Origin of the sequence: Micromonospora palomenae (assembly GCF_007829925.1) — a bacterium.
Taxonomy (GTDB): Bacteria; Actinomycetota; Actinomycetes; order Mycobacteriales; family Micromonosporaceae; genus Micromonospora; species Micromonospora purpureochromogenes.
In genome coordinates this window covers 272,031-286,570 of the sequence record NZ_VIXA01000001.1, presented here as the reverse complement: position 1 = coordinate 286,570, position 14,540 = coordinate 272,031, and the positions used below count along the sequence as shown (strand labels likewise).

General features: G+C 70.5%; 12 protein-coding genes. 1 reads left to right on the top strand and 11 read right to left on the bottom strand.

Annotation, left to right across the window (positions count from 1 at the left end; translation table 11 throughout):
* Window positions 1-2: 2 nt before the first annotated feature.
* Both FHX75_RS01255 and FHX75_RS01250 read right to left on the bottom strand, forming a co-directional pair.
* Complete coding sequence (locus tag FHX75_RS01255) at window positions 3-1,220, bottom strand: macrolide family glycosyltransferase (RefSeq protein WP_154936246.1); 1,218 nt, start codon at window positions 1,218-1,220, stop codon at window positions 3-5.
* Between the two features lie 294 nt (window positions 1,221-1,514).
* On the bottom strand, window positions 1,515-2,354 hold the full coding sequence (locus FHX75_RS01250) for a helix-turn-helix transcriptional regulator (RefSeq protein ID WP_154936245.1): 840 nt from the start codon (window positions 2,352-2,354) through the stop codon (window positions 1,515-1,517).
* 114 nt (window positions 2,355-2,468) lie between these two features.
* Between FHX75_RS01250 and FHX75_RS01245 the strand changes: the two genes are divergently transcribed.
* Complete coding sequence (locus FHX75_RS01245; protein ID WP_154936244.1) at window positions 2,469-3,062, top strand: NADPH-dependent FMN reductase; 594 nt, start codon at window positions 2,469-2,471, stop codon at window positions 3,060-3,062.
* A gap of 131 nt (window positions 3,063-3,193) precedes the next feature.
* Here the strand turns inward: FHX75_RS01245 and katG are convergent, their stop codons facing one another.
* From katG to kdpF, 9 genes are all read right to left on the bottom strand, one after another.
* Window positions 3,194-5,470, bottom strand: coding sequence for a catalase/peroxidase HPI (gene katG / locus FHX75_RS01240; RefSeq protein ID WP_154936243.1), 2,277 nt, complete (start codon window positions 5,468-5,470; stop codon window positions 3,194-3,196).
* Window positions 5,471-5,493: 23 nt separating this feature from the next.
* Window positions 5,494-5,922 carry a Fur family transcriptional regulator gene (locus FHX75_RS01235; RefSeq protein ID WP_154938660.1) on the bottom strand — a complete coding sequence of 143 codons (429 nt, stop codon included), beginning with the start codon at window positions 5,920-5,922 and terminating at the stop codon, window positions 5,494-5,496.
* A 50-nt stretch (window positions 5,923-5,972) separates the two neighbouring features.
* Window positions 5,973-6,125 (bottom strand): hypothetical protein, encoded by a 153-nt coding sequence (locus FHX75_RS31085; protein WP_211364283.1) that lies wholly within the window; start codon window positions 6,123-6,125, stop codon window positions 5,973-5,975.
* A gap of 77 nt (window positions 6,126-6,202) precedes the next feature.
* Window positions 6,203-6,892 carry a response regulator gene (locus FHX75_RS01225; protein ID WP_154936242.1) on the bottom strand — a complete coding sequence of 230 codons (690 nt, stop codon included), beginning with the start codon at window positions 6,890-6,892 and terminating at the stop codon, window positions 6,203-6,205.
* A complete protein-coding gene (locus FHX75_RS01220) occupies window positions 6,889-9,441 on the bottom strand; it encodes a sensor histidine kinase (RefSeq protein WP_154936241.1) in 2,553 nt (850 codons plus the stop codon). Before FHX75_RS01220 ends, FHX75_RS01225 begins: the two co-directional genes overlap by 4 nt.
* Window positions 9,442-9,559: 118 nt before the next feature.
* Window positions 9,560-10,441, bottom strand: coding sequence for a potassium-transporting ATPase subunit C (locus FHX75_RS01215; RefSeq protein WP_154936240.1), 882 nt, complete (start codon window positions 10,439-10,441; stop codon window positions 9,560-9,562).
* Window positions 10,441-12,630: a potassium-transporting ATPase subunit KdpB gene (gene kdpB, locus FHX75_RS01210; protein WP_154936239.1), complete on the bottom strand. Its 2,190-nt coding sequence runs from the start codon at window positions 12,628-12,630 to the stop codon at window positions 10,441-10,443. The genes FHX75_RS01215 and kdpB overlap by 1 nt, the downstream gene beginning before the upstream one ends.
* A gap of 20 nt (window positions 12,631-12,650) precedes the next feature.
* Complete coding sequence (kdpA, locus tag FHX75_RS01205; RefSeq protein WP_154936238.1) at window positions 12,651-14,306, bottom strand: potassium-transporting ATPase subunit KdpA; 1,656 nt, start codon at window positions 14,304-14,306, stop codon at window positions 12,651-12,653.
* Window positions 14,306-14,395, bottom strand: a complete 90-nt coding sequence (gene kdpF / locus FHX75_RS01200; protein WP_154936237.1) for a K(+)-transporting ATPase subunit F — start codon at window positions 14,393-14,395, stop codon at window positions 14,306-14,308. Before kdpF ends, kdpA begins: the two co-directional genes overlap by 1 nt.
* Between the last annotated feature and the right edge of the window lie 145 nt (window positions 14,396-14,540).

Genomic DNA, 14,540 nt, shown 5'->3' with positions numbered 1-14,540 from the left:
GCTCAGCCCTGCGGTGGCAGATCGGCAGAGCCCGGCTGAGTGACGGGGCCGGTCTGCTGCACATAGCGCTCGAGTTCGTCGGCGGCGCGCGAATAGCCGCCAGCCTCACGCTGGGCGACCTGCAGGGTGCTCGCGGCGGCCCGGAATCGGGGCTCGTCGAGCAGGCGCTGGGCGAGGACGCGCACGGCCTCCACGTTGACGTCCTCGGTGCGGATCGAGAGGCCGGCACCGAGCTCGACGATGCGGGCAGCCACCAACGGCTGGTCAGCGCCCTGCGGAACCACCAGCATCGGGACGCCGGCGTACAGGGCCTCGTTGACGCTGTTCACCCCGCCGTGGGTGAGGAACAGCGCTGCGCGGGCCAGCACCTTTAGCTGCGGTACGGAGCGGTGGGCGATCACGTTGGCCGGCAGCGGACCGAGCGCGGCGGGATCGGTTGATCCTGTGGAGATGATCACGGTGCCACCCAGCGGAGCGAGCGCGTCGGCAAGGCCGCGCAGCAGCCGCGGGTCGGCCTTGAACAGCGTGCCCAGGGAGGCGTACAGCACCGGGTCCCGCAGTCGATCGACCGGGAACGACGAGTCGGCTGGGCGGGCACCGATGCTCGGTCCGACGAACCGGTAGGACTGGTCGAAACTGTCACCCTCGGGGTGGACCGTCCGCGAGGTGTAGACCAGGTTGAGCGGCTGACGGATGTTCGCCAGGTCGATCAGGGGCACCGCACCCGTGTCGTACCGGCGGCGCAGCTCCCAGCGCGACCTCAGGTACCCCCCGGCGTGGCGGGGCCGGGCCGCCGCCGCGGCGAGCAACTCCCAGGAGCCGCGGGTGGGACTATGCAGGTGCCGGTTGAACGCGAACGTGGTGAACGACGACGCTGCCGGCACGTCGAGTTCCCGGGCGGCCACCGGCCCCCACGGGCAGAGGGAGTCGTGCACGACCAGATCGGGCCGGGCGCCGCGCAGATCGGTGAGGACGGCGGGCAGCACGCGTACGGCGGTGCGTGCAAGCTGCTCCATCAGCGTGACCGGCGTGCTGGCGAGGGGTTGGTCCTCCCCGGGGTAGCGGAGCACTCGCGCGCCGGTGGCCGCGATCTCCTCGGCGAAGGCGGGCGTCGTGTGGTAGGTGACGGAGTGGCCACGACGAACAAGCTCGGCCACGACCGGCAGCGTCGGGTTGATGTGCCCGTGCATGGCGATGTTGAGGAATGCGATTGCGCTCATCGGCCGACCCCGGACAAGGCAGGAGTCAGTGCCCGGCGCCATGTAACGATCATGATCCGCCCTTCTCGGTAACAGCGTAAACGCTGCCAGATGGCACAGGGCCGCAGAAAAGGTACTCGCCTTGTTTCGCGGGCAGGTTCGAGCGGGTCGAGTCGCACCACACCGCGATCGATCTTGAGGTCACGACGTTTCGGCAGCTCGCTCAACAGACCGGACATGCCGCCCGGATGCGCTCACCCTTCGCGGCAAGGGTCAGCCGTAGCGGGTAATGGGCGAAAGGGCCAATGCCATGAGCTAGACAACCGCGCGAAGGATACGGTCGGATTGGTGACGCAGCCGCTCCATGGCCCGCGCCGTCGCGTCATCGGCCGGCAGGAGAACGACCAGCTCCTGTGCGTCGTTTTTCGGCAACTCGAGCTTCTCTCGCTGCCACCGAAGTTCGTGCGCAATGGGGTGATTGACCCGAAGCGGGACGTGCGGTGGGGGCAGGTGGCGGTTGAGTCGTCGGGTGAACTCTTTTCCGGCCAGGGGGGCGAGCTCGGCCCTGAACCATTCGGAGGTCTCCGCAGACGGCCCGAGCCACAGTTCGAACGCTCGTTCGTCGGCCACCTGGTCCCAGTCCGGGAAGAAAATCCGGGCGTGCGGATTGGTGAACACGTAGCGCGTCAGGTTCGGCGTCCCGCTCTCGAGCAGCCCGATCCCACGCATCAGCAGCTCGAACTCACGCGTGTACGCGAGCACGTCTCCCAGACGGTTGGTGACGAACGCGATGCCGGGCTCAAGGAGTCGGAGGGTCTGCAACACGGTGGGCCGGACCTGGCGGTTGGGCGGCACCGGCCGCCCGCGCCCTGCGCACCCTCCGCCGGTGATCTTGGCGAGGTGGCGCAGGTGATTGCGTTCGGCGGCATCGAGGCTCAGTGCGTCCGCAAGAGCATGGATCACCGCAGGGGACGGGTTGCGGTCTCGTCCTTGCTCGATGCGGGTGAGGTACTCGACGCTGATCCTGGCACGCGTGGCGAGGTCTGAGCGTCGTAGCCCAGGGGACCGACGGCGGCCACGACCAGGCAGTCCGAACGATTCCGGCTGGATGGAGTCGCGCTTGGCGCGGATGAAGTCGCCCAGCGGCGTGCTCATGTTCGGGAGCCTAGCGCGGTCTCCCCAGCGCATCGAACCCCGCAGGGTGGCCCCACGAGGGCCAGCCTGCGCCCGGTCTGGTTGCCAGCGTCCGGACGATGGACCGTGGAGCCCATGAGCGAGAAGCACAAGTTGGTCATCATCATCGGGAGCGTTCGAGAGGGCCGGTTCGGGCCTGTCGTCGCCTCCTGGGTCGCCGACCAAGCGCGCGAGCACGGCGGGTTCGACATCGAGGTCGTCGATCTCGCCGACGCCGAGATCCCGCTGTCGTTGCCGGCAGCCTCACCGAAGTTCGCCGGCGACTCGTACCCGCGCCCCGAGGGAATGGCGTCCTTGACGTCCCACCTCAAGGACGCGGACGCATTCATCATGGTCACGCCGGAGTACAACCACAGCTACCCCGCGTCCCTGAAGGCCGCCATCGACTGGCATTTCACCCAGTGGACGGCCAAGCCGGTCGCTTTCGTCAGCTACGGGGGTGCAGCTGGCGGCCGCCACGCTGTCCTCCACCTGGAGAACGTGCTCACCGAACTGCACGCCGTGACAATTCGCGATGGTCTGGCCTTCCCGAACTACCGCACAGCGTGGGAAGACGGTCGGCCGCTGGACCCCCAGGCGCCCGGATATGCCAAAACCCTGCTGGACCAGCTCGCCTGGTGGACCGCCGCTCTCCGTGCGGCACGCAACTCGGTCCCGTACCCGGCCTGAAGGGATCACTCAAGGAGCAGGCCAGGCTCGCCCGGCCAGCTGTGCTACCCGACCCGGATAACCGAATCCCAGGCAGGCGAGCCCCGGTCGATCGCTCGTGGATCGACCGGGGCTCGTCGGCTGGCGCCGGGTCAGGCGAGGTCGAACCGGTCGAGTTCCATGACCTTGGTCCAGGCTGCGACGAAGTCGCCCACGAACTTGTCGCGCGCGTCCTGGCTGGCGTAGACCTCCGCGAGGGCCCGCAGCTGGGAGTTGGAGCCGAAGATGAGGTCCACCGCGGTGGCGGTCCACTTCACCTCATCGGTGGCCAGGTCCCGGATCTCGTACACGTGCTCGTCCGACTCCGACGCCTTCCACCGGGTCCCCGGGGAGAGCAGGTTGGCGAAGAAGTCGTTGGTGAGCACGCCGGGCCGGTCGGTGAGGACGCCGTGCCGCGTGCCGCCGACGTTGGCCCCGAGGGAGCGCAGGCCGCCGACGAGGACGGTCATCTCGGGCGCGGTCAGGTTGAGCAGGTAGGCACGGTCGACGAGCAGCACCTCCGGCTGGGTCTTCTCGCCCGGCCGCAGGTAGTTGCGGAACCCGTCGGCTCGCGGCTCGAGGACCCGGAAGGACTCGACGTCGGTCTGCTCCTGGCTGGCGTCGGTGCGGCCCGGGCGGAACGGCACGGTCACCTCGACGCCGGCGTCGCGCGCCGCCTTCTCCACCGCGGCCGAGCCGGCCAGCACGATCAGGTCGGCGAGGGAGATCTTGGCGCCGCCGGCGGAGTTGAACTCCCGCTGGATGCCCTCGAGGGTCTGCAGGACCGTCGCGAGCTGCTCGGGCTGGTTGACCTCCCAGCTGCGCTGCGGCTCGAGCCGGATCCGCGCGCCGTTGGCGCCGCCGCGCTTGTCGGTGGACCGGTAGCTGGCGGCGGAGGCCCAGGCGGTGGAGACCAGCTGGGCGGTCGTCAGGCCCGATTCCAGGACCTTCGCCTTGAGGGCGGCGACGTCGGCGTCACCCACGAGCTCGTGGTCGACGGCTGGCACCGGGTCCTGCCACAGCTGGGGTTCCGGGACCCACGGCCCGAGAAAGCGGCTGACCGGACCCATGTCCCGATGCAGCAGCTTGTACCAGGCCTTGGCGAACGCCAGCGCGAACTCGTCGGGGTTCTCCAGGAATCGGCGGGAGATCTTCTCGTACGTCGGGTCGAAGCGCAGCGCCAGGTCGGTCGTGAGCATCGTCGGCTTGTGCTTCTTCGACGGGTCGTGGGCGTCCGGGATGATCGCCTCGGCGTCCTTGGCGACCCACTGCTTCGCGCCGCCCGGGCTCCTGGTGAGCTCCCACTCGTGGCCGAAGAGGATCTCGAAGAACCGGTTGCTCCACTGCGTCGGGACGTCGGTCCACGTCACCTCGAGACCGCTGGTGATCGTGTCCCCGCCCTTGCCGCTGCCGTAGGTGCTCAGCCAGCCCAGGCCCTGCGCCTCCAGCGGGGCGGCCTCGGGCTCGGGGCCCACGTGGTCGTCGGCGATGCCGGCGCCGTGGGTCTTGCCGAAGGTGTGGCCGCCGGCGATGAGCGCGACGGTCTCCTCGTCGTTCATCGCCATCCGACCGAAGGTCTCGCGGATGAAGTAGGCCGCCGCCCGCGGGTCCGCGTTGCCGTTGGGGCCCTCGGGGTTGACGTAGATGAGTCCCATCTCGGTCGCGCCGACCTCGGGCGCCATCTCCGCCTCGCCGACGTAGCGCTCGTCACCCAGCCAGGTGTCCTCCGGACCCCAGAAGATCTCCTCGGGCTCCCAGACGTCCTCCCGGCCGAAGCCGAAGCCGAAGGTCTTGAAGCCCATCGACTCCAGGGCCACGTTGCCGGCGAGTACGAGCAGGTCGGCCCACGAGATCTTCTGGCCGTACTTCTGCTTGACGGGCCAGAGCAGCCGGCGGGCCTTGTCGAGGTTGGCGTTGTCCGGCCAGCTGTTGAGCGGGGCGAACCGCTGACCACCGTCGCCGGCGCCGCCGCGACCGTCGTGGATGCGGTAGGTGCCTGCGGCGTGCCAGCTCATCCGGATCATCAGGCCGCCGTAGTGGCCGAAGTCGGCCGGCCACCAGTCCTGTGAGGTGGTGAGGACCGTGGTGATGTCCTGCTTGAGAGCTTCGACGTCAAGCTTGGCGAACTCCTTGGCGTAGCTGAAGCTCTCCCCCAGCGGGTTGGCCTTGGACGAATGGGCATGCAGCACCGAGAGATCGAGCTGGTTGGGCCACCAGTCCCGGTTGGTGCGCGGACGACCACCGGTCTTCGGGGTCGGCGAGTCGATCGCCGGGTTCTCGCTCTCGCTGCCGTGCGCGGTCACGGAGTCGTGCGCGACCGGGCAGCCGGCCGCCTCCTTCTTGTCCACGCCCTGCGCGCTGGAGGGGGTGTAGTCCTGGGTGTCGCTCATCTACTTCCTTCCGAGCTGGCGGATCACTGGGAGGTGCGTTCGGTCGCACAGTCGGGGCAGATGCCCCAATACACAACCTCCGCCTCGTCGACCACGAAACCTTGGTCATCCGAGGCGGTGAGACAGGGAGCATCGCCGACCGCGCAGTCGACGTCGGCGATCGCACCGCACGAGCGGCACACGACGTGGTGGTGGTTGTCCCCCACCCGCGACTCGTACCGGGCGGTCGCACCGGCAGGCTGGATGCGTCGCACCAGGCCGGCGTCGGTGAGCGCGCGGAGCACGTCGTACACCGCCTGGTGGGAGACGGTGGGCTGATCCGCCCGTACCAGCGCGATCACCGTGTCGGTGTCGACGTGCGGATGGTCGCGCAGCGCTGCGAGCACCGCCAACCGGGGCCGGGTCACGCGCAACGAGACCGCCCGCAGCTGGGTCTCGAAGTCGGACGTCATGTGACGACCATAGTCCAGTTTTCTGGAACGAATCAAGTATTCGCCGGACTTCACCCGCACACTTTCGACGCAGACCTGGTCGAGCAGACCCGGGCGGCGCAATGCTGCGTCGGCAGGCCGATCGACACCGAACTCGCCACTCCCGCCTTCCGGCCGCGTTCGGCCCGATCGAGCCAACGGTCGTCGGCGGCGAGATCGCGCACGGACAGCACGTTGCCGCCGGACGGCGGCCGCCGCCAGCTTCCCTCTGAGCTTCAGGGCTAGCGCTCGGCGCGGGTCGTCAGGGGCGGTAGCGGTAACCCATGCCGGGTTCGGTGATGAGGTGGCGGGGGCGGGCGGGGTCGTCCTCGAGCTTGCGCCGCAGTTGGGCCATGTACTGGCGTAGGTAGTTGGTCTCCTGCTGGTACTCCGGGCCCCACACGTCGTGCAGCAGCTGGCGCTGGCTGATGAGCTTGCCCGGGTGGCGGAGCAGTTTTTCCAGCATTGCCCACTGGGTGGGGGTGAGCTTGACCTCGGCGCCGTCGTCGCGGGCGACGGTCCGGTCGGCGAGGTTGATCGTGTGGCGACCGACCCGTGGAGCGACCACGGAGGCGCCGTCGGTCGGCGTGGCGGAGAGGCGACGGGTCACCGCCCGGATGCGGGCGAGGAGCTCGTCGACGCCGAAGGGCTTGGTGACGTAGTCGTCGGCCCCGGCGTCCAGGGCGGCGACCTTGTCCTCGCTGCCCGCTCGGCCGGAGAGCACGATGATCGGCACGGCGGTCCAGCCACGCAGGCCGCGGATGACGTCGATGCCGTCGAGGTCGGGCAGCCCCAGGTCGAGCACCACCAGGTCCGGGGGGTGGGCGGCGGCGGCCTTGAGCGCCGCCGTGCCGGTCTCGGCGACCTGGACGTCGTAGCCGCGGGCGCGCAGGTTGATCCGCAGGGCCCGCAGGATCTGCGGTTCGTCGTCGACGACCAGGATGCGGGTCATTCCTGCGGTCCTTCCGTCGCGGTGTTGGTGGCGGCTGGCAGCCGCAGGACCATGGTGAGGCCGCCACCGGGCGTGGTCTCCGGGGTGATGCTGCCACCCATCGCCTCGGCCAGGCCGCGGGACAGGGCGAGGCCGAGCCCGACGCCGGTCTGGTTGTCCCGGTCGCCGAGGCGCTGGAACGGCAAGAAGACGTGCTCCCACTGGTCCTCGGGGATGCCGGGGCCGGTGTCGATGACCCGCAGCTCGACCTGACCGGCGTGGGCGCTGGCGGTGACGGTGGGCGGCTGCCCGGGCGGGCTGTGCCGCAGCGCGTTCGCGACGAGGTTGACCAGCACCCGCTCCAGCAGGCCCGGATCCGCGGTGGCGGCAGGCAGGTCGGCGGGGATGTCGGTGCTGACGTCGGCCGCCGCCGGGCCGAGTTCGTCCAGGGCACGGGGTACGGCGTCCTCCAGCCCGATCGCGGCGTGGGTGACGCCCAGCGCACCGGCCTGGAGGCGACTCATGTCGAGCAGGTTCGCCACCAGCCGGCCGAGCCGGTCGAGGGACTCGTCGGCGGTGGCCAGCAGTTCCTCCCGGTCGTCTGCGTCGAACTCGATGTCGGGGCTGCGCAGGCTGCTCACCGCGGCCTTCGCCGAGGCCAGGGGCGTACGCAGGTCGTGGCTGACCGCGGCGAGCAGCGCGGTGCGCATCCGGTCGGCCTCGGCGAGCGGGCGGGCGGTGGCGGCTTCCTCGGCGAGGCGCTCCTGCTTGAGGGCGACGGCGGCCTGGGCGGCGAAGGCCTCGACGATGCGCCGGTCGGCGGCCTCCAGCCGCCGGCCGCTGAGCACCACGGTGAGCCGGTCGTCCACCGGTACCGCGGTCTCCCCCGCGCTGGGACTGCACGCCGGCAGGTCACCGACGCTGGCCACCACCCGCCAGGCGCCCTCGTCGCGGGCGCGGTCGGGTCGTCCCTCGGCGTCGGTGGCCAGTTCCAGCACGCTGACCGCGCGCAGTCCGAAGGTCTCCCGGAGCCGGTCGAGCAGGGCGGGCAGCGGCCGTTCGCCGCGCAGCACGCCGCCGGCGACGGTGGCCAGGGTCTGCGCGTCGGCGGACGCGCGCGCGGCCTCCCGGGTCCGCCGCGCGGCGACGTCGACGACCCAGCTGACCGCGACGGCGACACCGACGAAGACGCCGAGGGCGAGGAGGTTGTCCGCCTCGGCGATGGTCAGCGTGTAGAAGGGCGGGGTGAAGAACCAGTTCAGCAGCAGGGAGCCGGCGAGCGCGGCGACCAGCGCGGGCCAGAGCCCGCCGACCAGCGCCACGCCGACGACGCCGGCGAGGAAGAGCAGGATGTCGTTGGTGAGGCTGAGGTCCGGCAGCGCCCGCAGCAGCAGGGTGAGCAGCGGCATGCCGAGCCCGGCCAGCGCGAAGCCGAGCAGCCGGCGTCGCCGGGACAGTGCCGCCGGTACCGCGGCGGCGCGCCGGCCCCGCCCGGCCTCCGGGTGGGTGACCAGGTGGACGTCGATCGGCCCGGACAGCGCGATGGTGGTCACCCCGACGCCGCGCGCGAACAGTTGCGCGAAGCGGCCGCGCCGGCTGGCGCCGAGCACGAGCTGGGTGGCGTTGACGCCGCGGGCGAAGTCGAGCAACGCGGCGGGGATGTCGGTGCCGAGGACCTGGTGGTAGGTGCCGCCGAGGCTTTCCACCAGCACCCGCTGCCGGGCGAGTTGGGCGGGGTCGGCGTCGGCCAGCCCGTCGCTGCGGGCGACGTGCACGGCGAGCAGGTCGGCGCCCTTGCTCCGAGCGGCGATCCGGGCGGCCCGGCGGACCAGCGTCTCGCCCTCCGGCCCGCCGGTGAGCGCGACCACCACCCGCTCGCGCGCCTCCCAGGTGGCGGAGATGCCCTGCTGGGCGCGGTACGCGTCGAGCTGGTCGTCGACCTTGTCGGCGAGCCAGAGCAGGGCCAGCTCGCGCAGGGCGGTGAGGTTGCCGACCCGGAAGTAGTTGCCCAGCGCCGCGTCGATCTTGTCGGGCCGGTAGATGTTGCCGTGGGCCATCCGGCGGCGCAGCGCCTCCGGCGTCATGTCGACCAGTTCCACCTGTTCGGCGGCGCGGACGATCTCGTCGGGGACGGTCTCCCGCTGGGTGGTGCCGGTTATCTGGGCGACGACGTCGTTGACCGATTCCAGGTGTTGGACGTTGACGGTGGAGAGGACGCTGATGCCGGCGTCGAGGAGCTCCTGGATGTCCTGCCAGCGCTTTTCGTGCCGGGAGCCGGGGACGTTGGTGTGGGCCAGTTCGTCGACCACGGCTACCTCGGGCCGGCGGGCCAGCACGGCGTCCAGGTCCATCTCGGTGAATCCGGTGCCGCGGTAGGTGATCTCACGCCGCGGCACGACCTCCAGGTCGCCGATCATCGCGTCGGTGTGCGCGCGGCCGTGGGTCTCGACCAGGCCGACCACCACGTCGGTGCCCCGTGCGGCGCGACGCTGGGCCTCCTCCAGCATCGCGTACGTCTTACCGACGCCGGGGGCGGCCCCCAGGTAGATCCGGAGTTCTCCTCGTGGCACGCAGAACATCCTTCCTGCTCGGGAGGCGCCACGACACCGACCTCGGTCGGTGTCGTGGCGTGGGGGCCGGCGGCACGGGCGAGGCCGGTCAGGTCCGACCTCGCCCGTGATGGGTGTCTCAGCGGGCCGGGAACTGCTGGTCGAGGGCGAGGTTGAGTTCCAGGACGTTGACGCCCGGCGCACCCATGAAGCCCAGCGACCGCCCGGTGGTGTGCTCATCGACCAGGCGGCGGACCGCCGCCGGGTCCGCGCCCCGCTCGCGCGCGACCCGGTTGACCTGCAACTTCGCGTACGCCGGGGAGATCTGCGGGTCGAGGCCGCTGGCGCTGGCGGTGACCGCGTCGGACGGCACCGCCGGGTCGGCGGGAGCGTCACCACGCATCGGGGTGATCACGCCGCCGGCCGCCACGTAGTCCTCGCCCGGCTTGGCCAGCTCGACCGGCACACCCTGGTACGAGGTCACGAACGGCGTGGCCGGGGCGGTCTGGTTGACGCTGACCACCCGGGTGATCCGGCCGGTCAGTCCGTCGGCGCGGAACACCGCGAGCACGGCGCCGACCCCGTCGGACGTGCAGTACGGTCGCCGCCCGTCGACGCCCTCGAGTTCCCCGACCGCCTTGCTGCGGGCGCAGACCTGGGTGAGCAGGCTCTGCGTGGAGTCGTCGGGGTTGGCGGCGATGGTGTCGACGACGCTTTCCGGGCCGAGGTTGCTGGCCGCGGTGGACGTCGGGTCGTAGCCGTCACCGGCGGCGGACGGCCGCGACTGGAAGTAGCGCGGGACGGGTTTGCCGTCGGCGTCGGTGAAGGACTGCCCGATCAGCGCGCTGCCGACGGTCTGCCCGTTCGCGGCGAGCAGCGAGCCGTCCGCCTTGTCGTGGAGGCCGGGCAGCCGGCCGACCGCGACCAGGGCGAGCGGGTACGCCAGCCCCAGCAGGACGGTGAAGACGAGCAGCGCGCGCAGGGCGGCGAGGTGTTGGGCGAGCCAGGTGGGTAGGCGCATCACGAGATCCCTGGGATGAACTGGATGAGCAGGTCGATGAGCTTGATGCCGACGAACGGCACGATGATGCCGCCGAGGCCGTAGACCAGCAGGTTGCGGCTGAGCAGCTTCGACGCGGCGGCGGGCCGGTAGCGGACACCGCGCAGGGCGAGCGGAATGAGCGCAATGATCACCAGGGCGTTGAAGATGACCGCGGAGAGGATCGCCGACTCGGGGCTGGCCAGCCGCATGACGTTCAGGGCGTCCAGGCTCGGGTACAGCCCCGCGAACATGGCCGGGATGATCGCGAAGTACTTGGCGATGTCGTTGGCGATGGAGAATGTCGTCAAGGCGCCCCGGGTGATCAGCAACTGCTTGCCGATCTCCACGATTTCGATCAGCTTGGTCGGGTCGGAGTCGAGGTCGACCATGTTGCCGGCCTCCTTGGCGGCCGATGTGCCGGTGTTCATCGCGACGCCGACGTCGGCCTGGGCCAGGGCGGGGGCGTCGTTGGTGCCGTCGCCGGTCATCGCGACCAGCCGGCCGCCCTCCTGCTCCTTACGGATCAGGGCGAGCTTGTCCTCCGGGGTGGCCTCGGCGAGGAAGTCGTCCACGCCGGCCTCGTCGGCGATCGCCTTCGCGGTACGCGGGTTGTCACCGGTGATCATCACGGTCCGGATGCCCATCCGGCGCATCTCGTCGAACCGCTCCCGCATGCCGGTCTTGACGACGTCCTTGAGATGGATGACGCCCAGGGTGCGCGCCGGCTCCCCGTCGAGGTGCTCGGCCACCACCAGCGGGGTACCGCCGATGCCGCTGATCTCGTCGACGAGTTGGCCGACCTGCTCGGTCGGGTGACCGCCGTTCTCGCGTACCCACTTCATCACCGCGGCGGCGGCGCCCTTGCGGATCCGGCGGACCCCGCCGGCGACGCTCTCCGCGCCGAGGTCCACGCCGCTCATCCGGGTCTGCGCGGTGAACGGCACGAAGGTGGCGTGCGGCATCACGCCGGGCTCGCGCTCCCGCAGCCCGAAGTCGTTCTTCGCGAGCACCACGACGGAGCGCCCCTCCGGGGTCTCGTCGGCGAGGCTGGACAACTGGGCGGCGTCGGCGACCTGCTCGGCGGTCACGCCCTCGACGGGCAGGAACTCGGTGGCCTGCCGGTTGCCCAGGGTGATCGTGCCGGTCTTGTCCAGCAGCAGGGTGTTGACGTCGCCGGCGGCCTCGACTGCGCGGCCGCTCATCGCCAGGACGTTGCGCTGGACCAGGCGGTCCATGCCGGCGATGCCGATGGCGGAGAGCAGCGCGCCGATCGTGGTGGGGATCAGGCAGACCAGCAGCGACACCAGGACGACGCCGGTGACGCCCGCGTCGGTGATCGCGCCGCTGTCCAGCGCGGCCGCCTGGTACCCCTTGGAGAAGATCGCCAGGGGCTGGAGGGTCACCACGGCCAGCAGGAAGATGATGGTGAGCGCGGCGAGCAGGATGTTCAGCGCGATCTCGTTCGGGGTCTTCTGCCGGTTGGCGCCCTCCACCAGGGCGATCATCCGGTCGATGAAGCTCTCCCCCGGCTTCTGGGTGATCTTGACGACGATCCGGTCGGAGAGCACCTTCGTACCGCCGGTGACCGCGCTGCGGTCGCCGCCGGACTCCCGGATCACCGGGGCGGACTCGCCGGTGATGGCGGACTCGTCCACGCTGGCGATGCCCTCGACCACGTCGCCGTCGCCCGGGATGATCCCGCCGGCCTCGACCAGGACGACGTCGCCCTGCTTGAGCGCGGGGGCCGGCACGGCCTCGTCGCGGTAGGTGTTCGCCGCCGCGCCGGGCGTCCAACCGATCAGCCGGGTGGCAATGGTGTCCCTCTTCGCCTGCCGCAGGGCGGCGGCCTGGGCCTTGCCCCGGCCCTCGGCCACCGCCTCGGCCAGGTTGGCGAAGAGCACGGTCAGCCAGAGCCAGACGGTGATCGCCCAGGCGAACACCGACGGTTCGGTCACCGCCAGGACGGTGGTGAACGCGGCGCCGATCTCGACGATCAGCATCACCGGGTTGCGCCACAGCGTGCGCGGGTCGAGCTTGCGCAGCGCGTCCGGCAGCGACCTGATGAGCTGCTCGGGGTCGAGCAGACCACCGCCCCGGTTGCCGTGGGTGGCCGGGGTGCCGGCGGTCGGCTGTTCTTCGGTCCCGGATGTCACTGGCGTGACGGACATGTCCTTGTTCCTCATGGTGGTCACAGCCCTTCGGCCAGCGGGCCGAGAGCGAGTGCGGGCAGGAAGGTCAGCGCGACGAGGATCAGCGTGACGCCGACGACCATCCCGACGAACAGCGGTCGGTGGGTCGGTAGGGTGCCCCCGGAGGCGGGGGTGGGTGCCTGGCGGGCGAGCGAGCCGGCCAGCGCGAGCACGAAGATGATCGGCAGGAACCGGCCCAGCAGCATGCACAACCCGAGCGCCGTGTTCCACCACGGAGTACTCACCGTGATGCCGGCGAAGGCGGAGCCGTTGTTGTTGCTTGCCGAGGTGAACGCGTAGAGCACCTCGGACAGGCCGTGCGGTCCGACGTTGAGCGCGGTCGAGTTGTTGCCGGTCGCGAACGCGGCCGCGGTGCCGACCAGCACCAGCGCCGGGGTGATCAGGAAGTACAGCGAGGCGAACTTGATCTCCCGCGATCCGATCTTCTTGCCCAGGTACTCCGGGGTCCGGCCGACCATCAGGCCGGCGATGAAGACCGTGATCACCGCGAGGATGAGCAGGCCGTAGAGGCCGGAACCGGTGCCGCCGGGCGCGACCTCGCCGAGCATCATGTTGACCATGGTCATCATGCCGCCGAGCGAGGTGAACGAGTCGTGGAACGAGTTCACCGCGCCGGTCGAGGTCAACGTGGTGGCGGCGGCGAAGGTCGCCGAGTTCGACACGTCGAACCGCACCTCCTTGCCCTCGAGCGCCGCACCGACCGCCTGCGGGACCGTGCCGTGCCCGGCGAGTTCGAAGACGTTGGTCAGGGCGATGCTGACGAACGCCAGAATCCCCATCACGGCCGCGATCGCGTAGCCCTGCCGGTTCTGCCCGACCATCCGGCCGAACACCCGGGGCAGGCTGAACGGGATCACCAGGAGCAGGAAGATCTCCAGCCAGTTGGTCCAGGTGGTCGGGTTCTCGAACGGGTGCGCGCTGTTGACGTTGTAGAAGCCGCCGCCGTTGGTACCGAGTTCCTTGATCGCCTCCTGGCTGGCGACCGGGCCGCCGGTGACGGTCTGGCCACCGCCGGTCAGGGTGGTCACGTCGGTGCCGCCCGAAAGGTTCTGCACCGCGCCACCGATCATCAGGGCCAGCGCGGCCAGCACCGCGATCGGCAGCAGGATCCGCAGGACGATCCGGGTCAGGTCGACCCAGAAGTTGCCCAGCTCGCCGGTGCGGCTGCGGGCGAAGCCGCGGACCAGGGCGACCGCGACCGCGATGCCGACGGCGGCGGAGACGAAGTTCTGCACCGCCAGGCCGGCCATCTGCACCAGGTGGCCCATCGTCGCCTCACCCGAGTACCACTGCCAGTTGGTGTTGGTCACGAACGACACCGCGGTGTTCCAGGCGCCGTGCGGCACCACCGGGTCGAAGCCGAGCGACAGCCAGAGGTGGTTCTGCAGGCGCTGGAACGCGTACAGGAACAGGATCGAGACGGCGGAGAAGGCCAGCACGCTGCGGGCGAAGACCCCCCAGGACTGCTCGGCAGCCGGGTTGACCCCGACCAGCCGGTAGATCCCACGCTCGACCCGCGATTCCCGGGTCCCAGAGACCACCCGGTACATGTAGTCGCCGAAGGGTTTGTAGACCGCGACGAGCGCCGCGATCAGGGAGAGGACGAAGATGACGCCGGCTGTTGTCGCGGTCATCAGAAGCGCTCCGGGAACAGCAGGGCGACCACCAGGAACACACCCAGGCCGATCGCCAGCACCAGGCCGACGACGTTGACGGCGCTCACAGCTTCTCCACCGCCCTCACCACCAGGGCGAGCGCTGCGAACAACGCCACCGTCACCAGCACGAACACCACGTCAGACACAGCTGACTCCTCATCGCGGATTCATTCGTCACGACCGCCTCCGGTCGCGCCGGGCAATCAAAACG